The sequence below is a fragment of the Methyloceanibacter sp. genome (assembly GCF_049590335.1).
Classification (GTDB): domain Bacteria; phylum Pseudomonadota; class Alphaproteobacteria; order Rhizobiales; family Methyloligellaceae; genus Methyloceanibacter.
Window position 1 is genome coordinate 18,595 of sequence record NZ_JBAWCQ010000083.1, and the last position, 21,818, is coordinate 40,412.

General features: G+C 62.5%; 19 protein-coding genes. 10 read left to right on the forward strand and 9 right to left on the reverse strand.

Going from position 1 to position 21,818, the window contains the following annotated elements:
- Position 1: 1 nt before the first annotated feature.
- The 6 genes from WBQ77_RS06460 (at position 2) to WBQ77_RS06485 (ending at position 5,938) form a co-directional block, all read left to right on the forward strand.
- A complete protein-coding gene (locus WBQ77_RS06460; protein WP_424059450.1) occupies positions 2 to 1,027 on the forward strand; it encodes an NUDIX hydrolase in 1,026 nt (341 codons plus the stop codon).
- Positions 1,028 to 1,105: 78 nt separating this feature from the next.
- Positions 1,106 to 2,287, forward strand: coding sequence for a PQQ-dependent sugar dehydrogenase (locus tag WBQ77_RS06465; RefSeq protein WP_424042070.1), 1,182 nt, complete (start codon positions 1,106 to 1,108; stop codon positions 2,285 to 2,287).
- The gene (locus WBQ77_RS06470; protein ID WP_424042071.1) at positions 2,284 to 2,688 is read left to right on the forward strand and encodes a hypothetical protein; all 405 of its coding nucleotides are present in this window, start codon (positions 2,284 to 2,286) and stop codon (positions 2,686 to 2,688) included. The genes WBQ77_RS06465 and WBQ77_RS06470 overlap by 4 nt, the downstream gene beginning before the upstream one ends.
- An 87-nt stretch (positions 2,689 to 2,775) precedes the next feature.
- Positions 2,776 to 3,702, forward strand: coding sequence for an ABC transporter ATP-binding protein (locus tag WBQ77_RS06475; protein WP_424042072.1), 927 nt, complete (start codon positions 2,776 to 2,778; stop codon positions 3,700 to 3,702).
- Positions 3,699 to 4,460, forward strand: coding sequence for an ABC transporter permease (locus tag WBQ77_RS06480; protein WP_424042073.1), 762 nt, complete (start codon positions 3,699 to 3,701; stop codon positions 4,458 to 4,460). Before WBQ77_RS06475 ends, WBQ77_RS06480 begins: the two co-directional genes overlap by 4 nt.
- A gap of 116 nt (positions 4,461 to 4,576) precedes the next feature.
- Positions 4,577 to 5,938, forward strand: coding sequence for an APC family permease (locus WBQ77_RS06485; protein ID WP_424059451.1), 1,362 nt, complete (start codon positions 4,577 to 4,579; stop codon positions 5,936 to 5,938).
- A 52-nt stretch (positions 5,939 to 5,990) separates the two neighbouring features.
- Here WBQ77_RS06485 and WBQ77_RS06490 read toward each other — a convergent pair whose 3' ends face one another.
- Positions 5,991 to 7,580, reverse strand: a complete 1,590-nt coding sequence (locus WBQ77_RS06490; protein WP_424059453.1) for a L,D-transpeptidase family protein — start codon at positions 7,578 to 7,580, stop codon at positions 5,991 to 5,993.
- A 299-nt stretch (positions 7,581 to 7,879) separates the two neighbouring features.
- Here WBQ77_RS06490 and nadA point away from each other — a divergent pair, with 299 nt between their 5' ends.
- From nadA to nadC, 3 genes are read left to right on the forward strand one after another with little or no spacing between them, the layout of a single operon-like run.
- A complete protein-coding gene (nadA, locus tag WBQ77_RS06495) occupies positions 7,880 to 8,947 on the forward strand; it encodes a quinolinate synthase NadA (protein ID WP_424059455.1) in 1,068 nt (355 codons plus the stop codon).
- Between the two features lie 34 nt (positions 8,948 to 8,981).
- A complete protein-coding gene (locus WBQ77_RS06500; RefSeq protein WP_424042077.1) occupies positions 8,982 to 10,604 on the forward strand; it encodes an L-aspartate oxidase in 1,623 nt (540 codons plus the stop codon).
- Between the two features lie 44 nt (positions 10,605 to 10,648).
- Positions 10,649 to 11,521, forward strand: a complete 873-nt coding sequence (gene nadC, locus WBQ77_RS06505) for a carboxylating nicotinate-nucleotide diphosphorylase (protein ID WP_424042078.1) — start codon at positions 10,649 to 10,651, stop codon at positions 11,519 to 11,521.
- On the opposite strand, the gene WBQ77_RS06510 is transcribed toward nadC, so the two are convergent.
- The 8 genes from WBQ77_RS06510 to WBQ77_RS06545 all read right to left on the reverse strand — a co-directional run bounded on the left by WBQ77_RS06510 (position 11,448) and on the right by WBQ77_RS06545 (position 21,121).
- A complete protein-coding gene (locus WBQ77_RS06510; RefSeq protein ID WP_424042079.1) occupies positions 11,448 to 12,602 on the reverse strand; it encodes a cell wall hydrolase in 1,155 nt (384 codons plus the stop codon). The two genes, nadC and WBQ77_RS06510, sit on opposite strands and share 74 nt — an antisense overlap.
- 314 nt (positions 12,603 to 12,916) lie before the next feature.
- Positions 12,917 to 15,586, reverse strand: a complete 2,670-nt coding sequence (gene ppdK, locus WBQ77_RS06515) for a pyruvate, phosphate dikinase (RefSeq protein WP_424059457.1) — start codon at positions 15,584 to 15,586, stop codon at positions 12,917 to 12,919.
- 112 nt (positions 15,587 to 15,698) lie between these two features.
- Positions 15,699 to 16,127, reverse strand: a complete 429-nt coding sequence (locus WBQ77_RS06520; RefSeq protein ID WP_424042083.1) for a gamma-glutamylcyclotransferase family protein — start codon at positions 16,125 to 16,127, stop codon at positions 15,699 to 15,701.
- Positions 16,124 to 16,549 (reverse strand): VOC family protein, encoded by a 426-nt coding sequence (locus tag WBQ77_RS06525; RefSeq protein ID WP_424042084.1) that lies wholly within the window; start codon positions 16,547 to 16,549, stop codon positions 16,124 to 16,126. The genes WBQ77_RS06520 and WBQ77_RS06525 overlap by 4 nt, the downstream gene beginning before the upstream one ends.
- Before the next feature lie 3 nt (positions 16,550 to 16,552).
- Positions 16,553 to 18,604, reverse strand: a complete 2,052-nt coding sequence (gene glyS, locus WBQ77_RS06530) for a glycine--tRNA ligase subunit beta (protein ID WP_424059458.1) — start codon at positions 18,602 to 18,604, stop codon at positions 16,553 to 16,555.
- Between the two features lie 5 nt (positions 18,605 to 18,609).
- Entirely contained in the window at positions 18,610 to 19,014 is a 405-nt protein-coding gene (locus WBQ77_RS06535) for a VOC family protein (RefSeq protein WP_424059460.1), read from the reverse strand.
- Positions 19,011 to 19,943 (reverse strand): glycine--tRNA ligase subunit alpha, encoded by a 933-nt coding sequence (locus tag WBQ77_RS06540; RefSeq protein WP_424042088.1) that lies wholly within the window; start codon positions 19,941 to 19,943, stop codon positions 19,011 to 19,013. Before WBQ77_RS06540 ends, WBQ77_RS06535 begins: the two co-directional genes overlap by 4 nt.
- Before the next feature lie 308 nt (positions 19,944 to 20,251).
- Positions 20,252 to 21,121 carry a S49 family peptidase gene (locus tag WBQ77_RS06545; RefSeq protein WP_424059462.1) on the reverse strand — a complete coding sequence of 290 codons (870 nt, stop codon included), beginning with the start codon at positions 21,119 to 21,121 and terminating at the stop codon, positions 20,252 to 20,254.
- 267 nt (positions 21,122 to 21,388) lie between these two features.
- Between WBQ77_RS06545 and WBQ77_RS06550 the strand changes: the two genes are divergently transcribed.
- A complete protein-coding gene (locus WBQ77_RS06550) occupies positions 21,389 to 21,682 on the forward strand; it encodes a hypothetical protein (protein ID WP_424042091.1) in 294 nt (97 codons plus the stop codon).
- Positions 21,683 to 21,818 lie beyond the last annotated feature (136 nt).

Sequence of the window (21,818 nt, forward strand, 5' to 3'; positions counted from 1 at the left end):
AATGACCAGCACTCGGCGCCAGGACGCGGTTGCCCGAGAGATTTCCGCTGGCGACCCGTCCGCGAACGATCCGCAAATCGAACTGGGCCTCAATGCGGCGATCGTGATGGTCGGGAACAAGCAGCCGCATATCCTTGTGGTGCGACCGGGGATCGCGGGCGATGAGTCTCGGGATGCCCTGCCCTTCGGTCCCTTCGCGCCGCGCGCGCACCGCACGCTCGAAATCGGACTACGCGAATGGGTGGAGCGGCAAACCGGGATTGAGCTCGGCTACGTGGAACAGCTTTACACGTTTGGCGACCGCGGCCGGCACGCGGAGCCAGGCGGCGCCCACACACTATCTGTCGGTTACCTGGCACTGACCCGTGGCACGACCGCCGACATGCGCGGGGCGCATTGGTCGCCCTGGTATACCTACTTCCCTTGGGAGGACTGGCGGGAAGGTAAGCCGCAAATCCTCACCGACGAGATCGAGCCGCGCTTGAAGACATGGGCCGCGCGGCCCCCGTCTCCGGGCGAGCCTATCCGGCCCTTGCAGCGTCCCGAACGGCTCAAGATCGGCTTCGGCATCGGCGGTGGCTGGGACGAGGAGAAAGTTCTGGAGCGCTATGAGCTGCTGTATGAGGCCGGCCTTGTCGAGGAGGCGCGCCGCGATGGCCGCTCGGCGGCGGACCGTTGGGGCGATCTGCCCGAAATCGGCCGCCCCATGGCGCTCGACCACCGGCGCATTCTCGCAACAGCCATGGGCCGCGTGCGCGGCAAGCTGAAGTACCGGCCCGTCGTGTTCGAATTGCTGCCCCCGGAATTCACGCTTTACGACCTGCAGAAGACCGTGGAGGCAATTTCCGGCACATTGCTGCACAAGCAGAATTTCCGGCGGCTCGTTGAAAAGGGTGGCCTCGTCGAGCCCACGGGGAACGTCTCCACCGAGACGGGCGGACGTCCAGCCAAGCTCTACCGCTTTCGCCGCGAAGTTGTCCTGGAGCGCCCCGCGCCCGGTTTGCGCGTAAGTGCAGGCCGCGGTTAGCGCCGGTCTCTTGAACGTAAACCGCGGAGGAACGACATTGCTAATTGAACTCACTCGCGTCTTCAGTGTTGGCCGCCCATGACGTCCCTTAGCCTCACAAGACTCCTCAAGACGCTTGTTCGGTCCGGTGCGACCGCACTGATCGCCGTCCTGACAGTTGCGCCCGGGTCGGCCTTGGCGCTTTCGAAGACCATCGCGACCGAGACGGGCCCGGTCACCGTCGAGACGGTTGCGGACGGGCTGAACCGTCCCTGGGGCATGGTGTTCCTGCCCGATGGCCGGATGCTGGTGACGGAGCGCGTCGGCACGCTGCGTCTCGTGAGCCCGGACGGATCGGTCTCCGAACCCCTTGCCGGCGTGCCCGAAGTGGCCGCCAGGGGCCAGGGCGGCCTTCTCGACGTGGCGCTCGATCCCGATTTCGCCATCAACAAGCTGATCTATCTGTCTTATGCGGAGCCTGGCGAGGGCGGCGCCGGCACGGCTGTTGCGCGCGGCCGGCTGGTGGGTGACGAGCTGCAGCACCACAAGGTCATCTTTCAGCAGACCCCGAAGGCGGAAGGCCCGAATCATTTTGGCGGCAGGCTGGTCTTTGCGCCCGACGGAACGCTCTTCGTCACGCTCGGTGACCGCTTCGAATTCGACCCCGCGCAGGACCTCTCGAGCCATCTTGGGAAAATCGTCCGCATCAACCCGGACGGGTCGGTGCCGCAGGGCAATCCCTTTATCGGGCAGAAGGATGCGCAGCCGGAAATTTGGTCCTTTGGCCACCGCAACGTGGAGAGCGCCGCGATCGACCCCAAAACCGGCAAGCTGTGGACACTGGAATTCGGTCCCAGAGGTGGCGATGAACTGAACCGCCCCGCGCCCGGGGAGAATTACGGGTGGCCGCTGATCAGCTGGGGCAAGCACTATGACGGCACCGACATTCCCGATCCGCCAACCCGGCCGGAGTTCGCCGACGCGGTCCGCCATTGGACACCGGTCATCTCGCCGTCGGGCGCGACCTTTTACACCGGCGAGCCGGTTCCGGGCTGGACGGCGAAGACCATCCCAGCCTGGGCAGGCGACCTGCTGGTCGGCGGGTTGTCGTCTCAGAGCATTATTCGCCTCAGTATCGACGGCGAGACGCTGACGGGCGAGGAACGCATCCCCGTCGGAGTCCGCATACGCGACGTGATCCAGGGGCCCGACGGGGCTGTGTATGCTCTGACCGACGAAAACGACGGCAAGATCCTGCGCCTTACGGCTGACGGCGAATGATTCCGGCGCTCTCGCTTGGCTTCATGGGACGTTTCGGCCGCTCCGCTTCCTTGCGGACATTCGATGCGGATTTGCGCGCCGTCGACCTTCACCCGAATCTGGTACCGGAGGCGATTAAGCTTGCCGCCTTGCGGGTCTTGATGGCGCGAACGGCCGGGGCCGACCCGAGTGCGGCCTCTAGTCGCGCGGCGGCCGAACTTTTGGCCTACTGCATGGTGGGCGCGGAGACGTTTACGGCCGCGAATGGATCGCAGCTCGCCGACGCCGTCGAGAATCGCATTGACGCGGCGCTGGACGTCGGTACGAGTTCCGACGCAAAGCTCATCTTGTTGGCCCTTCATGCAAACGTGATTCAGCCAAGCGTCGTGGAACGCTATAGGTTGGAAGCCGATTCCCGGTGAGTCCACCCATCGGACTGCCCCAAACTCCGCCCCACGCCGCATCTCGCAGAACCGCCCTGCCCTAACGACCGATCGTTGCCGCCGCTCATGTCGCAGATCATCTCCATCAAAGGCTTGTCGAAGACCTACAAGTCGGGTTTTCAAGCGCTCAAGGGCATCGACCTCGAGATCGAGAAGGGCGAAATCTTCGCGCTGCTCGGGCCGAACGGCGCTGGCAAGACCACGCTGATCAGCATCGTCTGCGGGATTGTCACCCCGAGCGGGGGAACTGTCACGGTCGGCGGGCACGACATCATCGACGACTATCGGGCCTCGCGTTCCATAATCGGGCTCGTTCCTCAGGAACTCACCGCTGACATGTTCGAAACGGTCTGGGCCACGGTGTCCCATAGCCGCGGCCTGTTCGGGAAGTGGCCGGACCCGGCCCATATCGAGAAGGTCCTCAAAGACTTGGCCCTATGGGAAAAGAAGGATTCGAAGCTCATCACGCTGTCCGGCGGGATGAAGCGGCGCGTGCTGATTGCCAAGGCGCTCTCGCACGAGCCGCAAATTCTGTTCCTCGATGAACCGACGGCCGGTGTGGACGTGGAGCTACGGAACGAAATGTGGGGGCTCGTGAAGCACCTCAGAGACTCCGGCGTCACCATTATATTGACCACGCACTACATTCAGGAAGCCGAGGACATGGCCGACCGGATCGGCGTCATCAACAAGGGCGAGCTGGTTCTGGTGGAGGACAAGCGAGCGCTGATGCATAAGCTCGGCAAAAAGCAGCTGACACTCGAACTCCACGAAGCGATCCAAACCATTCCCGCCTCGCTCGAACAACATCAGCTGGTCCTTGCGAAGGAAGGGATCGAGCTGATCTATACTTACGACAGCGCGGGCCAGCGTACCGGCATCACCCACTTGCTGACGGACCTGGCCGATGCAGGCATTCGCTTCAGAGATATCGATACGTCGCAGAGCTCCCTCGAGGAAATCTTCGTCGACCTTGTGAGGCGCGACCAATGAACCTGCCTGCAATGGTCGCGATCTACAAATTCGAGATGGCGCGTTGGATTCGCACCTTGCTGCAGAGCCTAGTGTCTCCGGTCATCGCGACCTCGCTCTATTTCGTGGTGTTCGGCGCCGCGATCGGCAGCCGCATCACCGAGATCGACGGCGTTCCCTATGGCGCGTTCATCGTGCCGGGGCTTATTATGTTGAACCTTCTGACCCAGAGCGTGGCGAACGCATCGTTCGGTATCTATTTTCCGCGCTTCACGGGGACCATCTACGAGCAGCTCTCGGCGCCCCTGTCGCCATTCGAGATCGTTGCCGGCTATGTGAGCGCCGCCGCAACGAAGTCGATCATTCTCGGGCTGCTCATCCTCGCGACGGCGACCTTGTTCGTTGATCTCAGGATCGATCACCCCGTTTGGATGGTGTTCTTTCTCGTGCTCACCGCCCTCACATTCAGCCTTCTGGGCTTCGTGATTGGGCTCTGGGCCGAGGGCTTCGAGCAGCTTCAGCTCGTACCGCTCCTTATCATCACGCCGCTGACCTTTTTGGGCGGAACGTTCTATTCCTTAAGCGTGCTGCCGCCTCTGTGGCAGAAGATTTCCCTGCTCAACCCGGTTGTCTATCTCGTTAGTGCTTTCCGCTGGAGTTTTTACAGCACCGCCGATGTCGGCGTTGAGATCAGCCTAGCCATGATCGCCTTGTTCCTCGTCCTGTGCCTCGGTGCCGTCTGGTGGGTGTTCAAGACCGGCTATCGCCTCAAGAGCTAACCCTTGAGGCCGGGTCATATTGGCTCCCCGGTAGATTGTGTGGAACGCGGCCGTCAAGAGGGTGAATGCACCGGCAAGGATAGGCGTTGGACCGTGTGCATGGTACTGAGCGGATTATGGCGGACCTTCAGCACAAATCAGAACAGGACGGCGAGCCGACACTTAAGCGATCGGTTGGACCGTTTCAAATGGCGCTTTACGGCCTCGGCAGCATGCTGGGCGCGGGCATTTACGGTCTGATCGGCAAGGCCGCGGGCGAAGTCGGCAACGCCGTTTGGCTCGCGTTTCTCGTCGCGCTCATCGCCGCGCTGCTGACAGCCTTGTCCTACGCCTCGCTCGGTTCACGCTATCCGCGCGCGGCGGGCGCCGTCTATGTGGCGCAGCGGGCGTACGGCTTCCCGCTCCTGAGCTTCATGGTCGGGTTGGCCTTGGTCTGTTCGGGTCTCACCTCGGTCGCTACCCAGTCGCGCGTGTTCGGCGCCAATTTCAGCGAGCTCTTCGGCCTTGACGCCATACCGGTCGCCGCGCTCGCGCTGTGCTATCTGTTCGCCACGACGGTGATCATCTTTCGCGGCATTCAAGAAGCCATGTGGGTCAATATCCTGTGCACCGTCGTCTCCATCGCTGGCCTAGTGCTCGTGGTCGCGGTCGGCATGTCCTATTGGGGCTCTGTCGACTATCTCGAAACGCCCCCCACCTCCGGCGGCGACCAGACTTTCCTGATCGTCATTCAGGGCGCGGTACTCGCCTTCTTCGCCTTTATCGGCTTCGAAGATATGTACAACATCGCTGAAGAGGTGCGCGAGCCGGAGACAACAATTCCGATCGGGTTGATCTCGGCGATGCTGATCGCCGCGCTTGTCTATGTTGCGGTGGCCATCACTGCGGTGTCCGTGGTTCCCTGGCAGGACCTGGCCGCGGCGCCTGGGCCCATCACCGAGGTGGTGGCGCGGGCCGCACCGTGGATTCCACCGATCCTCTTCACGGCCATCACGGTCTTCGCGGTCGCCAATACGGGGCTCGTGAATTTCGTCACCGCGTCGCGCCTGCTCTACGGCATGGCGCGGCAGAACCTCTTGCCGGACCACCTCGGTAAGATCCATCGCCATCGCCGGACACCGCACATCGCGATCCTGGTGCTGTTTCTCATCCTGGTGCCGCTGGCCCTCATGGGCACGATAGCCGAACTGGCCGCAGCCACGGTCTTGCTGCTTCTCACGGTCTTCTCCGTGGTAAACGGCGCGCTGTTCATCTTGAAGGGGCGCAAAGGCGAACCGCCGGGCCGGTTCGAAATCCCCCGCATCATTCCCGCGATGGGTTTTCTCGTATGCCTCGGACTGATCGTCGTCCGAGTGTCGACGGGCGACTGGCGTGCCCCGGCCATTGCAGGTGCGCTCCTGCTTGCGTGTTTCCTCATCTATGTGCTGATGAGGCAGCTCGATCCGGAAGCTATCGGCGAGATCGGCAAAGACAGCTAGGCGCGAGGGCCCTGCCCCAGGACTGCCCTTCCCGGCTCTGCCTCACGTGCCCTTAAGGGCTCGTTGTCGCAAGGCTGCCGTTGATCGGCTCCCGCTTTGGCGTCGTCGCCTCACCGGACGATCCCGGGCTCGCTATCGAGTCGGAGGATGTGCCCTCCGCTTCGCCGGCGGCCGCGAGACCGTCAAGCCTGTAGACATCGTCGAAGGTCTGTAGCGCCCCCGCATCGTTTACCACGGCCGTGAAATAGGTCATATGAACGGGAATGGGCTTGCTTAGCTTGAACCGGCTCGTCTTGCCGCCTGCAATCTGCTGACGCACCTTCGCGCTGCTCGAGCCGTTGCTTGCCGCCAGGATCGTCGCGGCCAATTTATCGGCGTTGTCGACACGCGGGTCCTTGGCGCCGTCGGCCCGCTTATCCCGGGCGAACTTGCCGCGGAATGTCGTGGCGCGCATGAAGACCTTGCGGTCGTTCGGATAAAGAAACTGTACATTGCCCATAATGTTTGTCCGGCCAGGCTTCTGCACGAAGGTAAGGGTCGAGACGTTGACCTTCTTCCAGTCGATCGTCTTGGGGTCGACCGTCTTGCCGCCGCGCTTCACGGTCAGCCCGTACTGGTCTAGAATGGCCGTCTTGCCGCTGCTGCTGAAGAAGGACCCCCCGCCCCTTAGCTTCGGCAGAACGTCCCGGCGGATCACCGATGACGGCACGATTCGCTCGGGATTGAACACGATCTCCGTCATGTCAGCGGAGAGAACGGGCGTCGGCGAGCTTTCCGCGCCGACAATGACCTTTTCGGATTGGACCGTCTTGCCGTCTTTAATGGTGTGCAGCATGAATTCGGGAATGTTGAGCCAGACATAGGTGGCCCCGAGTTCCTCGGGCATCCAGCGCCAGCGATCCATGTTCCGGCGCAGGAGCAGATCCCCGTCTTCGGACTTCGCCTTGCCCAGCGCCTTACGCAACTTTGCGAATTGCTGGTGCTTGGGGTGAAGACCGAGAAGGACCGTGTCCGGCGCGGACGCACTTGCCAGTTCCTTGAGCACCTCATCTGGCGGACGGACCGTTGGGCTGTGACCATAAAGGGCGTTGATGTCCTTGGGTGCCGCCAGCCCTCCTCGAGCGGCACGAGCATATTTCAGAGCGGCGAGACTGATCGCAAGTTCCGTGGCGGCTTGATCGTCCGCCGTGCTTGGCTGGTAGTCTTTGGGCGGAACCGGGAAGGCCGTTGGATCTAGGCCCCATTCGTCCGCGCTTGCGATGGCTTTCAGAATGGCCTCACCGCCCTCCGAGAGCCCTGCGGTCGTGAGCCATAGTGCGGGGCCGGTGCGCGCTTTGTAGAACGCCGTCAGCGCCTCGACATCGTCCGTATGCTGTTCTTTTTGCAAGCTGAGCTTGTCGAGCTGCACCTTGATCGCATCGGCGATGAGGAGCTCCTGCGATGGCGCCTCGGCGGCCTCTTCCTCCTTCTCAGGCGCCGTCGCGGGGCCATCGCCCGGATGGTCGGGGATTTCGAGAATGACGCTGTCATCGGCAAAGGCCGTTTGCGGCAGGCTCGCCGACATGAGGCCGAGCAGGAGCGCAAGTGCAAGGGAGCAAACACCCCGCTCGTTCAGGATCGCGAACAAAGCCCTTCTACGCATCCTTCAGACCCCGCTTACACGCTTAGGGTAGTCCGGGTTGCACCTTTCTGCCAACCAGAACTGGCCTGAACCTTTGGCATCGGACATTCGTGCCGCTCTTGGGTCTCAGAGTAACGCCTTGATCGGCCGCAGGAAATTTGTGCAAAGCAGCGACCCCTTGAATAATAAGAACAATTGACTATACTCAACGTGAGAATAGCGCCGAAAAGCTTGGACGAGAAAACGCGCCGGCCTTGTGCCGGACCTTTTTAGACCCCATATATACTCATAATGAGTATATCTAGAGGAGGCCGACACCGATGGAGTCTGTTCATATCGGGAGCCGCGAATGGGAAGCCAAGGCACAGGCTGTTTTGCCGCCGTCCCTCATTCCGGACCTTGCCTATACGCCCGAAGTGGCACGCGAGACCGCGCATTTATATGAGCGCGTCGCGCGCGTGATTCCGGCTGTCGAGTGGCCTCAATTCGCCCCTTACGTCAAAGCGATCAACGACCTCAAGCCGGCCCGCAACGCCGTGGTCCTGGCGCATAACTACATGACGCCGGAGATCTACAACTGCGTCGCCGACGTCGTTGGCGACTCGCTGCAGCTCGCCCGGGAGGCCGCGAAAGCGGATGCCGACGTGATCGTTCAGTGCGGCGTGCATTTCATGGCCGAGACGTCGAAGCTTCTCAATCCCGACAAGCGGGTGTTGATCCCCGATATGCGCGCCGGCTGTTCGCTGGCGGAGTCGATCACGGGCGAGGATGTCCGCGCGCTGCGCGAGGCCTATCCCGGCGTACCCGTGGTAACCTATGTGAACACGTCAGCCGACGTGAAGGCCGAGTCCAATATCTGCTGCACGTCGTCGAACGCGGTACGCGTCGTCGAGTCGCTTGGCGCAAAGCGCGTGATCATGATCCCCGACGAGTTTCTCGCCAAATGGGTGCAGACTCAGACGGATGTGGAGATCATTACCTGGAAGGGACACTGCGAGGTGCATGAGCGCTTCACGGCCGAGGAGCTGCACGCCTATCGCGAGAGCGATCCTGGCGTGAAGATCATCGCTCATCCCGAATGCCCGCCCGATGTGATCGATGCGTCGGACTTCACGGGTTCGACTTCCGGCATGATCAAATGGGTCGAGGACAATCAGCCCTCCAAGGTGCTGCTGGTGACGGAGTGTTCGATGAGCGACAACGTTGCCGTTGAGGCGCCGAACACCAAGTTCGTGCGCCCCTGCAATCTCTGCCCGCACATGAAGCGGATCACGCTGCCGAAGATCCTCGACAGCCTCATCTTCATGAAGGAAGAGGTGACCGTCGATCCGGCTGTCGTCGAGCCGGCCCGCGCGGCCGTCGAGCGGATGATCAATCTCAATCACTAACGCCAAGGCCTAACCACACGCCGAAAGGAGAGCGATGAAGAACGGCAGCGCATCTTTTGTGCCGGCCAATACCGCGGACGGCGTGATCGTCGTGGGCGCAGGTCTTGCGGGTCTGTTTACGGCCCTCAAGCTTGCGCCGCTGAAGGTCACTGTCATCTCGCCGGCGCCGATCGGCGAAGGAGCCTCCAGTGTCTGGGCGCAGGCCGGTATTGCAGCCGCACTTTCCGAGGGCGATACGCCCGAGGACCATGCGGCGGATACCGTGCGCGCCGGAGCAGGCCTGGTCGACGAAACCGTGGCGCTGCTGATGGCGCGGGAGGCGCGGGCGCGCATCGAGGATCTGCTGCAATACGGCGTGCCGTTCGACAAAGACCTCGAGGGCACGCTGACATTCGGCCACGAGGCCGCGCACCGCACCAATCGCATTTTGCATGTGAAGGGCGACACGGCGGGCCGCGCCATCATGGGCGCAATCGTCGCGACGGTTCGAAAGACGCCGTCGATCACCGTGCTCGAGGGCGTGTCCGCGCGCGATTTGGTCGTGCGGAATGGGCGCGTCCAGGGCGTTGTGCTCGCGCCCACCGGCGAAAATTCACAAATCGATACGTTCGTTGTGCCGACGCGAGCCGTGGTGCTTGCGACGGGTGGCGCGGGTCACCTCTTCTCGGTGACCACTAACCCGGTCGAGGCGCGGGGCGAAGGCGTCGCCATTGCCTCGCGTGCCGGTGCGGTGATTGCCGATGCCGAATTCGTTCAGTTCCATCCCACCGCGATCGACATCGGGCGCGACCCGGCGCCGCTGGCCACCGAAGCACTGCGCGGCGCAGGCGCGCTACTGATCAACGGCAAAGGCGAACGCTTCATGCGCGCCGTTCACGAGGATGCGGAGCTTGGCCCGCGCGATGTGGTGGCGCGCGCCGTGCATCGCGAGGTCATTGGCGGACGCGGTGCGTTTCTGGACTGCCGTCCAATCGGGCCCGGCATTGCCGAGAAATTCCCCACGGTGATTTCGACCTGCAAGTCGGCCGGGATCGATCCGGTGCACGAGCCCATCCCCGTGGCGCCGGCGGCGCATTATCACATGGGCGGTATCCTGGTGGACGTGCAGGGACGCAGCACCGTCGATGGCTTGTGGGCCTGCGGTGAGGTGACCTCAACGGGGGCACATGGCGCGAACCGTCTTGCCTCGAATTCTCTGCTGGAGGCGGTCGTGTTCGGCGCCCGCGTGGCCAAGGACATCGCCACCGCCCTGCCCCCGCTGCCGCCGCAGAACCTCCATGCGATCGCCCGCGGCAGCGTAGCCGCGCATCGACACGTCGAGGCGGAGCGGACGCTTCGCGAGACCATGTCGGCCAAGGTTGGCGTCGTCCGGGACGCCGACGGGCTGTCGGAGGCGCTCGGCACCATCATCGCGCTGGAGCGCGACAACGAGGGCGACCTGCAACTTGCGAACATGCTCGTCACGGCCAAGCTCGTGGCCTCTGCAGCCTTCGCGCGCAACGAAAGCCGCGGCGCGAATTTTCGGTGCGACTATCCGGCGCCCGACGACGCACTGGCACGGCGCAGCGCCTTGACTCTGAGAGGTGCCGATGAGATTGCCCGTAAGGCTGCAGGGATCGCCAGTCCGCCGCGCTTGCGGATCGTCAGCCAAGGATAAGTCCGGTTCCGCCGAGCGGTCCCGGTGTCACGGAGGGGCATCCCATGGATTACCCGCTTCCCAACTACTTGATCGAGAAGGCCGTGCGCGAGGCTCTTGCGGAAGATTTGGGCCTTGCGGGCGATATCACCACCGACCTCATTATTCCGGCCGACGCCCGGGGTGCCGCGGCCATCGTCGTTCGCGAACCGGCACGTATCGCCGGACTCGATCTCGCCGAGGCCGCGTTCAGAGCGCTCGATCCAGGTGTGACTTTCGAGCGACTTGTGGACAATGCCGCCACCGCCGAGGCGGGCGCCACGATTGCCCGAGTCGAGGGGCAGACCCGGGCGCTATTAACGGGCGAGCGGACGGCGTTGAACTTTTTCGGGCTCCTTTGCGGGATCGCTACGCAGACAGCGGCCTTTGTCGCCAAGGTCGAGGGCACGAAAGCGCGTATCGCTGACACGCGCAAGACGACGCCCGGACTGCGGGGTCTGGAGAAATACGCGGTACGGTGCGGCGGTGGGGTGAACCACCGCTTCGGCCTCTATGACGCGGTGCTCGTCAAGGACAACCACATCGCAGCGGCAGGCGGGCTTGGCGCGGCCTTGGAGCGACTGCAGGCGCATGCCGGTCACACGGTCAAGATCGAGATCGAGGTGGATACGCTCGATCAGCTGCGCGACGTGCTGCAATTCCCGATCGATGCGGTGTTACTGGACAATATGGATATCCCGACGCTGAATGAGGCCGTGGCCCTCGCGCAGGGCAAAGTGCTGACGGAAGCGTCGGGCGGCGTCAAGTTGGAGACAGTGGCGGCAATCGCACAGACGGGTGTCGACCTGATCTCAGTCGGGGCCCTTACTCACTCGCCCCGTAACCTAGACTCATCATTTGAGTGGGAGCCGCAGAGCCCGTCCCGGTCACTGAGCTGACGGACTCGGTGACGGCTTGGACAGCCGAAGCGAGCGACAGCGTCGGAAGAAGATAGCCTGTATCGGTGTCTGTATCGTCCGGTTCGGCCGCGGTCTCGGCGTCGAGCGCGGCTTCGACCGTGTAGGGCTTCTCACCGCGATTCTTGTAGAAAATGTGCCGGCCGATCTTGTCGATCCGGTTCATGCGGCGGGCCCAGCGCGGCCGCACATAATTCGCATGATAGAAGGTCGAATAGCCCACTTCAGGCAACCAATGCTCGCCTGCCATGAAGCTCTTGGCCAAGTCTTGCGAATGCGCCCATTGGCCTTTGTCGCGCGGATTGTCCGAACGGCCGTCGCAGGTAAAGGAGAACTGGCAACCCGGGCGATGCTGTCCTTGGTAAACCACGCCGCAAATCGTCTGCGGGAATTTGGGGCTGCGCACCCTGTTCAGGATCACCTGCGATACGGCGATCTGCCCTTTGACCGGCTCGCCGCGCGCCTCGAAATAGATGGCCGTGGCTAGGCAGTGGCGCTCGCGCTGTTCGAACTCGGCCTGGGTCTCGCCCTTATAGCGGAAATCCAGGGCTGTCTCCGACGGACGGTAGGCAATGTCCTGCGGGTCCGGACGGAATGCGTCGACTTGGAAATCGGAATTGAACGGCGAGGCGTAGCCAGCCGTCTGGAACAAAGCGCTCTCAGGGTCCCGCCGCTCCGAAACGACGAGCGAGGCGGGTTTGACGGCACCCTCGGCGCGCTCGTCCTTCTCCGAGCCCGCGGCATTCGAGAAACGGGGCATACCGGTGAGGCTCGCCGTGATCAGAGGCCGCGCCGGCCGTGAAGCGGACACCGCGAAGCGGTCGGCACGCGGGCCTTTGCCGTTCTTGTAGAAGAGGCGCGATGCCGCGGTCGAAACCATTCTGGGCTCGGGCTCGGCGGCGGTGCGAATTACGGTGGAGACTGTGCCGGGAGCAGGTAGGAACAGCTCGACCTCGGCGCCAAACAGGCTGCCGTTGGCAACTGCGTAACCCACACCAATGAACGGGAGCGATAGCAGCGCAGCGGCCGCGTACCACATCCGACGAAACGAGCGTCGGCCCATTTTCCCTCCAAGTCCCCGTACGAATGGTCTGCCAGATGCCCGCTTTGGCGAGCGTCCCCCTGGACAAACCTCCGAAGTTTCTTACCCCAATCAAACGTGCCGAATGAGCCGCACGTTCCAGGGGCGTCCCCAAATACATCCCAAGCTGCTGGCTGGAAGAGCACCGACAGACTGTCGGTGGAAAAGCCCCCCTACCGGATCGAGCCCGGAACGCCGTTGTTTGCCTTAACAACCACCCATTATTTTAGAGCAAAGTGTGCAAATCGGCAACGCCCTACTATTTCGGTGGCACTTGGCTAACGATTCGTTACTGCTCACTTTTCCAGGGCAGACTGGGCTGCGGCGAGTCGTGCAACAGGCACCCGATAGGGCGAGCAGGAGACATAACTGAGCCCAATTTTTTCGCAGAATCCAATGGTTTCTGGGTCGCCGCCATGTTCGCCACATATCCCGATCTTGAGGTCTGGACGGACGGCGCGGCCGCGCTCCACACCTATCTCCATGAGCTCTCCAACCGCCGTATCGAGCGTCATAAAGGGATCGTGGTTAATGATCCCTTTGTCGGCGTATTCTCCTAGGAAACGGCCCGCATCGTCGCGGCTGAGACCGAACGTCGTTTGGGTCAGGTCGTTGGTTCCAAAGGAGAAAAACTCGGCCACCTCGGCGATCTCACCCGCCACGAGACAGGCTCTCGGCAGTTCGATCATGGAACCCACCTGAAATGCGACGCTCGTCTCGCGTTCTTTCTCCACGGCGCGGGCGGTGACCGCGATACGCTCTTTGACGATGTCGAGTTCGCGCTTGGTCGCCACCAGCGGCACCATGATTTCGGGCCGAACGCGGTGATGAAGCTCTTTGCCCGTCTCTATGGCCGCCTCGAAGATCGCCCGGGCCTGCATATCGACGATCTCCGGATAGGTGACGAGCAGGCGTGCCCCGCGCTGGCCGAGCATGGGGTTGAACTCGCTGAGAACGCCGATGCGCCGCTTGAGATGGGCTACGCTGACTCTCATCGCCTCAGCCACGTCGGCGATGGCGTCTTCCTCGTTCGGTAGGAATTCGTGGAGCGGCGGGTCGAACAGGCGGATTGTCACCGGCAGCCCCGCCATGATCTCGAAGAGTTCGATGAAGTCTTGGCGCTGCGCGGGCAGGAGAACGGCAAGCGCCGCGCGGCGCGTCTCCTTTGTCTCCGCCAGGATCATCTCGCGCATGGCGACGATACGGTTTTCCTGGAAGAACATGTGCTCGGTCCGGCACAGCCCGATGCCCTCGGCGCCGAAGTCGCGTGCGTGGCGCGCATCGGCCGGCGTGTCGGCGTTGGCCCGCACCTCCATGCGCCGCAGACTGTCTGCCCAGTGCATCAAGGTCGAGAAATCCTGCGACAGCTCAGGCTGCCGCATTGTCACGCGCCCTTTGATGAGCTTCCCGGACGAGCCGTCGATTGTGACGATGTCGCCTTTCTGTAGAACGACGCCGTCCGCCTCAAGCGTTTCGCGTTCGAGATCGATATGGGCCGCCCCGGCCCCGGCCACACAAGGACGGCCCATGCCGCGGGCCACCACGGCCGCGTGGCTGGTCATCCCACCGCGTGTGGTGACGACGCCGGCGGCGGCGTGCATGCCTTGGACGTCTTCGGGCGAGGTCTCGATCCGCGCCAGAATGACCGTATGCCCTTGGGACTTCATGTGGACCGCTTCGTCCGCGTCGAAGACAATCTCGCCGGATGCCGCGCCTGGCGATGCCGGTAAGCCCTTTACCAGCACGGTCATGTCCGCGTTGGGATCCAGAGTAGGATGCAGAAGCTGGTCGAGCTGCGCCGGATTGATCCTCATCACCGCTTCTTCCTTGGTGATGACGCCCTCCTCGGCCATGTCGACCGCGATCTTCAGGGCCGCTTGCGTGGAGCGCTTGCCCGCACGGGTCTGCAGCATGAAGAGTTCGCCCGCCTCGATCGTGAACTCGATGTCCTGAAGGTCGCGGAAATGCTTTTCGAGCGCGACGCAGGCATCCCTCAGCTTGGCGAACGCCTCCGGCATCAGGGCTTCGAGAGAGGGTTTGCCGTTGCCATTGGCCGCGCTGGCCATTTCGGTGAGCGGCTGCGGCGTGCGTAGCCCCGCGACCACGTCCTCGCCCTGGGCATTCAGGAGAAACTCGCCAAACAATTCGTTGGCCCCGGTCGACGGGTTGCGCGTGAACACCACGCCCGTGGCGCTGTTATTGCCCTTATTGCCGAAGACCATGGTCTGAACGGTGACGGCCGTGCCCCAATCGTCGGGAATATCATGCAGCCGCCGATAGGCGATGGCGCGCGCGTTTTGCCAGGACCCTAACACGGCGGAAATAGCGCCCCATAACTGGTCGCGCAAGCTTTGCGGAAACCGCAGCGTGAGTTCTTTTTCGACCAGTCTCTTGTACCGGGCGACGATCTCGATCCAATCCTCCGCGTGAAGCTCGGGGTCGAGTTCGAAGCCCTTCAAGGCCTTGTAGTTTTCGAGAACATCCTCGAACAGGCCATGGTCGAGCCCCAGCACCACATCGGCATACATTTGGATGAAACGCCGGTAGGTGTCGTAGGCGAAGCGGCGGTCGCCGGTCCGGCGGGCAAGACCCTCGACCGTATCATCGTTGAGACCGAGATTGAGGACCGTGTCCATCATGCCAGGCATGGACGCACGCGCGCCGGAGCGGACGGACACGAGCAGCGGATGATCCACATCGCCGAAATGCGCGCCGGTGTACGCGGCCATTTTGGCCAGCGCCTCGTCCACCATGGGCTTCAGCTCTTCGGGGAGGCGGCCGCCATTTTCGTAATAGGCCGCGCAAACGCCCGTGGAGATGGTGAAGCCCGGCGGTACGGGGAGCCCAATGCGCGACATCTCGGCCAGGTTTGCGCCCTTGCCCCCGAGGCGATTTTTATCCGCGGCGGAGCCGTCGGCGTGTCCTCCGCCGAAGCTGTACACCCATTTGGGCGCCTGTTCCGCCATCCCGCCCTCGCTTCCTGTTGAAAGACCTTGATTGCCCTGCTCGCGCTCTCTTTTAGCCCGGCTGGTGCATCGCACACAAACGGGCAAAGACAGGAACATTAAGGGCGCGGCTCTATGGCCGCATGGGCCGCCGCGCCTTGGCGTTCCAATGCGTCAAAAAATCGCCGCCCGGTATGACCTGGGGGCTCGTAGGGGCGGACACACCGTAGGTCCAGGCGAGAACTCTCCCGCCGCCGATCAACGACAGCTCGAGCGGGATTCGCTCATAATTCGGATCGCCACGCTCATAGGCGTCGATCTCCGCCAGAAGCCGGTCACTAGGCGGCAATGCGAACACATCGCCGATAATCAGCTTCGATGCGTCTTTGTCGAACTGCGCCGCCGGATACCAGCCCATGTCGTAGAGCTTCCCGGCCGCGCGCGCCTGACCCACATGGCGCGCCTGCGCCATCACGCGCCGGGCCATGGGATGATTGCTCCCTTTACGCAGCGTGCCGTAGACGAAGATATGACTTGGCGTGATATGGCCGGGGTCGCTCACGCGGGAAGATCGATGCGGCCGCTCTCGTCCAACGACCAAAACGGATTGCAAGCGACCTCCCAGGCATGGTCGTCCAGATCGGCAAAATAGCCACTATAGCCACCCCAGAAGACTTTCTCCGCCGGCTTCAGGATCCGCGCGCCTGCGGCCTTAGCCACTTCCATCATGGCATCGACCTCCGCCTCGCCGGCGCAGTTCATCGCGACAGCCGTGCCGCCGTTCCCGGTCCAGATACTGTCGGTTTTGGCATCGTCTTTGAGCGCATCGCGGCCGAAGAGGCCCAGCACCACCGCGCCAGCCTGCATGAACGTCACCGCGTCCTGGCTCTCGCTCGACCGCGTGAACCCAAGGCGTTCGTAAAAGACCGTCGCTTCGCTAATGTCGGCGACGCCAAGCGTGATCATGCTGATATGAGGCCGCATGTGTTACCCCGTTATCTTGGAGAAATCTGCAACAGTCTTCGTCGTGCTCCGGATGCGATTGAGCAACCGCAAGCGGTTATCGCGCACGTTGGAATCGTCCGCATTGACGGTGACTGCGTCGAAGAACGCATCCACGGGCGCGCGAAGCTTGGCCATGGCGGTCATGGCCGCCCCGAAATCCTCATCCTCGATGGCCTTGGCGGCAGATTTTTCGACCGCGTCGACGGCCTTGGCCAGCGCCTTTTCTTCAGGAGCTTCGAGCAGTTTTGGATCGGGCGCCTCGTCGTAAGTGCGCTTATCCTTCTTCTCCTCGATGCGAAGAATATTCGCCGCACGCTTGGTGCCGGCCAACAAGTTTGCGCCGTCGTCCGTGTCGAGAAGGCGCCCTAGCGCGTCGACGCGGGCCACGATCATCAGAAGATCGTCGCCGCCCAACGCGAAGACGGCGTCCACGAGATCGTGCCGCGCACCTTGATCGCGCAGATACACTTTCAGCCGATCGGCGAAGAAATCGAGGAGGCTGCGCGCGGTCTCGGCCTTGCTCTCGCTATTGGCCGGCAGTTGCGTCTGAACCTGTTCGAGCAGCGGCAGACGAATGCCGTTCTCAAGCACGATCCGGATGACGCCGAGGGCGGCCCGGCGCAAAGCGTATGGATCCTTGGAGCCCGTAGGTTTTTCGTCGATGGCCCAGAAGCCCACGAGCGTGTCCAGCTTGTCGGCAAGGGCGACAGCAATGGAGACCGGCTCGCTCGGCACTTCGTCCAAGGGCCCGACCGGCTTGTAGTGGGCGGCGATGGCGTTGGCCACGGCCGGACGCTCGCCCTGATCGAGCGCATAGTAGCGGCCCATAATGCCTTGCAGCTCGGGGAACTCCCCGACCATGTCGCTCACGAGGTCCGCCTTGGCGAGGATGCCGGCGCGTTCCGCATCTTCCGCGTCGGCCCCGACAAGCGGCGCCAGATCCCGCGCCAGCATGAAGATTCGCTGCACGCGCTCATACTGCGTGCCGAGTTTCTCATGGAATTTGACGTCCTTGAGCTGCGGCACGCGGGTCTCGAGCGAGACCTTGAGATCCTGATCGAAGAAGAATTTTGCATCCGAAAGCCGTGCCGCAATCACCCGCTCATTGCCTTGAGTGATCGACGTGCCGCCGTCTTCCGCTTCCAGATTCGCCACCAGGACAAAACGGTTGGCAAGGTCATCGCCCTTGGACACCGAGAAGCATTTCTGATGCGCCTTCATCGAGGTGGCGAGCACCTCCGGCGGTACGCTCAGAAACTCTTCGTCGAAGGCGCCTAGCAAGGGCACCGGCCATTCGTTGAGGCCGGCGTTTTCAGCAAGCAGTCCCTCGTCCTCGACGAGCGCGAAGCCGTGCTCGCCAGCGCGCGCTCTTGCGGCATCCAGGATGCGCGCAGCGCGCTCTTCGCCATCGAGAATGACATACGCCTTGCGAAGCTTCGCCTCGTAATCGGCGAAGTCTTTCACGGCGAACTCTTTTGGCGCCATGAAGCGATGGCCGCGAGTCGTCTTGCCGCTCTTGATGCCACCCACCTCGAAATCCACGACCTTGCCGCCAAAGAGGCAGAGGATGGAATGTAGCGGGCGCACCCAACGCAGCTTCCCCGCGCCCCAGCGCATGGCCTTCGGCCATGGGAAGGTCTTCACGATCTCCGGCACGATTTCGGCAACGACCTCGGCACTGTCGCGGCCGGGCTTTTCGATCACCGCGACATAGAAGCTGCCCTTCTTGTCTTCGCGTGTCTCCGCCTCATCGAGGGAATTCAGCCCCGCCGATTTCAGGAAGCCTTCGATGGCCTTGTCCGGCGCACCCACACGGGGCCCTTTGCGTTCGTCGCGCACATCCGGCGAGCGCTTGGGCAGGCCCTCGACCACCGCTGTCACGCGGCGTGGCGTCGCGAAGGCCTTGATTCCCTCGAAGTCGAGCCGGGCGGCTTTGAGCTTGTCGCCGAGCAAGCGCGCGACGTCGTTTTGCGCCCGTGTCTGCATCCGCGCCGGGATTTCTTCTGACAAAAATTCGAGCAGGAGTTCAGACATCGCGATCAATTCTGGCCGGCCGGCGCAGGGTCTTGACCGAAACCAATGTCGTGTTCGTCAAGGTCCTGGATTCCGAATTTAAGAACGCCGTGGGGCTGTTCACCGAGATCGCAGTCGATGAGCGTGCCGAGCTCCTTGAGGTCCAAATACATCGCGCAGGCATCGTCGATGCAAAAATAAGCGTTCCACAGTTTGTTCTTGATGCGCCAATGCGGACCGATTTCGTGCGTTGCGTGTGCCTGGCTGAGCATGACATGGGCGAACTCCCGCGCCGCGATCGCGAAGTCCGGCGGCTCGCCCCAAACGCCAAGCGTGTAATACCCGACCTTCTCCTCCCAATAGGACGCCGCCTTGGGGAGATCGCGCGTAAAAAGCACGGGGGTCTGCTGCAGGATCTTGGCATTGGTCATACCGCCGCCCCTCCCGCTTCGGTTTTGAGCCAGGCCGCGCAGCAGGCCTTGGCCAGGTCGCGGACACGCAAAATGTAAGCCTGGCGCTCGGTGACGGAGATCACACCGCGAGCATCCAGCAGGTTGAAGATATGGGACGCCTTGATGACATGGTCATAGGCGGGCAGCACCATCAAATGCCGTTCGCCGTTTTCACCCGCCTCCAGCAGCGCGTTGCACTCGGCCTCGGCGTCGCGGAAATGCTCGAACAGCTTCTCCGCATTGGCATGCTCGAAATTGTGTCGGGAATATTCTTGTTCGGCCTGCAGGAAGATGTCGCCATAGGTGATCTTGGCATCCCCTTCCCCGCCATTGAAATTGAGGTCGTAGATATTGTCGACGCCCTGCACATACATCGCCAGGCGCTCCAGCCCATACGTCAACTCGCCCGAGACCGGATCGCAGTCGAAGCCGCCGACCTGCTGAAAGTATGTGAACTGCGACACTTCCATGCCGTCGCACCAGACCTCCCAGCCAAGCCCCCAGGCGCCGAGCGTGGGGCTCTCCCAATCGTCCTCCACAAAGCGGATATCGTGGTTCTTGGGGTCGATACCGATGGCGTAAAGGCTCTGTAGGTATAGATCCTGAATATCGGGCGGCGACGGCTTCAGAATGACCTGGAATTGATAATAGTGCTGGAGACGGTTCGGATTCTCACCGTAACGGCCGTCTTTGGGCCGCCGCGAGGGCTGCACATAGGCCGCGCGCCAGGGCTTGGGCCCGAGTGACCGCAACGTGCTGGCCGGATGAAACGTGCCCGCGCCAATTTCCATGTCGTAGGGCTGGAGAATGACGCAGCCCTGATCGGCCCAGAAGCGCTGAAGCCTCAAAATGAGGTCCTGGAACGACGGCGCGGGAGCCTTTCCGGCAGATTTCAATTGCTTGGACATGTTCGATTCGTCGAGGGGCGGGATCGCCGCCGCAAGCTATTGCCTTGCGGCCAACAATGGAAGCCATAGCAGGCAAGCGTTCCCCTCGGGGCTTCCGGCTTGTGGTCTAGCGGTGGTCCTTGGGGCGGTAGACGCCGGTTACGGGGTCCTCTTCCAAAGGCACGGTGCTTTCTATGTCCCGCCTCTCCATGGCCTCCTCCGCCTTTCGCAGTTCGCCCCGGACGCGCTCCTGCTCCCTTTTCAGGTACCGCCTGACCAGGAGAAGGCCCGCGCCGATGGCGGCCAATAGAAGGACCTGCGGCATTGTCCTACAACCCGAAACGCGACCAGAGCGCACGCGCTTCGATCGCGGAGATCACGTCGGCGGCGAAGCCTTGGGGCAAGCTGCCAAGATTGATGCCGCCGCCACCGACAGAGACAGACTTCTTGCCGCGGCGGAGCCAGGACCCGCTGGAGGAGACGAGCTTGAACCGGACATCCTCGCCAAAAACTTCGCGCATTTTGGTGCGCAGATCCGACAGGCCGTCGATGAGACCAAGCTCCGCGGCCACTTTGCCCGACCAGAATGCGCCGGTGAACAGCTCGTCGTCGGACTTTGTCAGCTTGTCTCCCCGGCGCGATTTCACCATTTCGATAAAGGCCTCGTGAATGTCGAGCTGAATCGCTTGGACGCGTTCCACATCCGCAGGCTTCACTGGCAGGAACGGATCGAGCGTGTCCTTGTTGTTGCCCGCGGTGTAGACGCGGCGTTCGACGCCGATCTTTTCCATGAGCCCCGGGAAGCCGAATCCGGCCGCAATCACCCCAATTGACCCCACGATCGAACTCGGATCGGCGTAGATCTCATCGCCCGCGACCGACAGCATGTACCCGCCGGAGGCTGCGACGTCTTCGCAGAATACATAAACCTTGAGGTCTTTTTCCTCGGCAAGGGCGCGAATGCGTTTGTAGATCAGCGTGGACTGGACAGCCGCGCCGCCCGGCGAATTGATCTGAATGGCGACCGCCTTGGCCCCGCGCATGGAGAACGCCTTCTCGATCGCGGCGGCGACGGTGGGCATGGAGAGTTCCTGCTTGAAGGGAGAACTCACACCGATCGGTCCGCTGAAGCGCAGGACCGGCACGAGGGGGCGGGACTTGGTCCACTTCTCCGGAAGCAAGAACTTCATGACTGTCATAAAACCATTTTCGCTCATAAACGCACCGTACCCCCAGGCAAATTGAGATCAAGAGTTGTCCACTAAATCGGGATCAATAAAGGCCAGACAGGGGCAAGCCTACGCCACCTGCCATCGTATCCGGCAAACGCCACGCATTGACGTCAATGCGCATTCGGTCACGAGCTGGTCCCATTAGAGTGGTAGACAAAGAGATCGAGGCGGAAGACGTTGACCATATCGAAGAGCCAGGAGCTCTTCCGGCACCGTCCTGAGGAGAACCGTTCGATGAGAAAGTTTGCGATCTTGGCGAGCCTGGCCGCAGGCGTCGCGTTCGTCTTCGTGACGCTCGCGCCGCAACCGGCCGACGCCGGCTGGCGCCGCAAAGCCTGGCGCAACGGGTATTACAGCACGGGCTATGCTGGCCGGCGCTTTGTTTCGCCTGGACGCCACGCCTATGTCCGGCCGCGTGCCGGGCACTACGTGCCACGGAATTGCATACGGGCACGCCAACGCTGCGGCACTTATCCGTACGCCCACTATCCCTATTGGCGACAACGCTCGTGGGGCGGCTGGTACTAGCCGCACCACACGCATCGCACTCCGGCAAGGGCCGGTCTCCAATCGGGGACCGGCCCTTTGTCGTTTACCCTGGTCTGTTGCGCTGAACCGTCGATGAATAGGGCTCTCAACCGCGGTTCAGCCCCTCACCTCTAAA

What these genes read in the sequence shown, in the direction of transcription:
- WBQ77_RS06500 (WP_424042077.1), top strand. Translation starts at nt 8,982, where the DNA reads ATGAAGAACGGCAGCGCATCTTTTGTGCCGGCCAATACCGCGGACGGC.
- WBQ77_RS06545 (WP_424059462.1), bottom strand. Translation starts at nt 21,121, where the DNA reads ATGACAGTCATGAAGTTCTTGCTTCCGGAGAAGTGGACCAAGTCCCGC.
- WBQ77_RS06460 (WP_424059450.1), top strand. Translation starts at nt 2, where the DNA reads ATGACCAGCACTCGGCGCCAGGACGCGGTTGCCCGAGAGATTTCCGCT.
- WBQ77_RS06470 (WP_424042071.1), top strand. Translation starts at nt 2,284, where the DNA reads ATGATTCCGGCGCTCTCGCTTGGCTTCATGGGACGTTTCGGCCGCTCC.
- WBQ77_RS06535 (WP_424059460.1), bottom strand. Translation starts at nt 19,014, where the DNA reads ATGACCAATGCCAAGATCCTGCAGCAGACCCCCGTGCTTTTTACGCGC.
- nadA (WP_424059455.1), top strand. Translation starts at nt 7,880, where the DNA reads ATGGAGTCTGTTCATATCGGGAGCCGCGAATGGGAAGCCAAGGCACAG.
- glyS (WP_424059458.1), bottom strand. Translation starts at nt 18,604, where the DNA reads ATGTCTGAACTCCTGCTCGAATTTTTGTCAGAAGAAATCCCGGCGCGG.
- WBQ77_RS06540 (WP_424042088.1), bottom strand. Translation starts at nt 19,943, where the DNA reads ATGTCCAAGCAATTGAAATCTGCCGGAAAGGCTCCCGCGCCGTCGTTC.
- ppdK (WP_424059457.1), bottom strand. Translation starts at nt 15,586, where the DNA reads ATGGCGGAACAGGCGCCCAAATGGGTGTACAGCTTCGGCGGAGGACAC.
- WBQ77_RS06490 (WP_424059453.1), bottom strand. Translation starts at nt 7,580, where the DNA reads ATGCGTAGAAGGGCTTTGTTCGCGATCCTGAACGAGCGGGGTGTTTGC.
- WBQ77_RS06485 (WP_424059451.1), top strand. Translation starts at nt 4,577, where the DNA reads ATGGCGGACCTTCAGCACAAATCAGAACAGGACGGCGAGCCGACACTT.
- WBQ77_RS06550 (WP_424042091.1), top strand. Translation starts at nt 21,389, where the DNA reads ATGAGAAAGTTTGCGATCTTGGCGAGCCTGGCCGCAGGCGTCGCGTTC.
- WBQ77_RS06465 (WP_424042070.1), top strand. Translation starts at nt 1,106, where the DNA reads ATGACGTCCCTTAGCCTCACAAGACTCCTCAAGACGCTTGTTCGGTCC.
- WBQ77_RS06525 (WP_424042084.1), bottom strand. Translation starts at nt 16,549, where the DNA reads ATGCGGCCTCATATCAGCATGATCACGCTTGGCGTCGCCGACATTAGC.
- nadC (WP_424042078.1), top strand. Translation starts at nt 10,649, where the DNA reads ATGGATTACCCGCTTCCCAACTACTTGATCGAGAAGGCCGTGCGCGAG.
- WBQ77_RS06480 (WP_424042073.1), top strand. Translation starts at nt 3,699, where the DNA reads ATGAACCTGCCTGCAATGGTCGCGATCTACAAATTCGAGATGGCGCGT.
- WBQ77_RS06475 (WP_424042072.1), top strand. Translation starts at nt 2,776, where the DNA reads ATGTCGCAGATCATCTCCATCAAAGGCTTGTCGAAGACCTACAAGTCG.
- WBQ77_RS06510 (WP_424042079.1), bottom strand. Translation starts at nt 12,602, where the DNA reads ATGGGCCGACGCTCGTTTCGTCGGATGTGGTACGCGGCCGCTGCGCTG.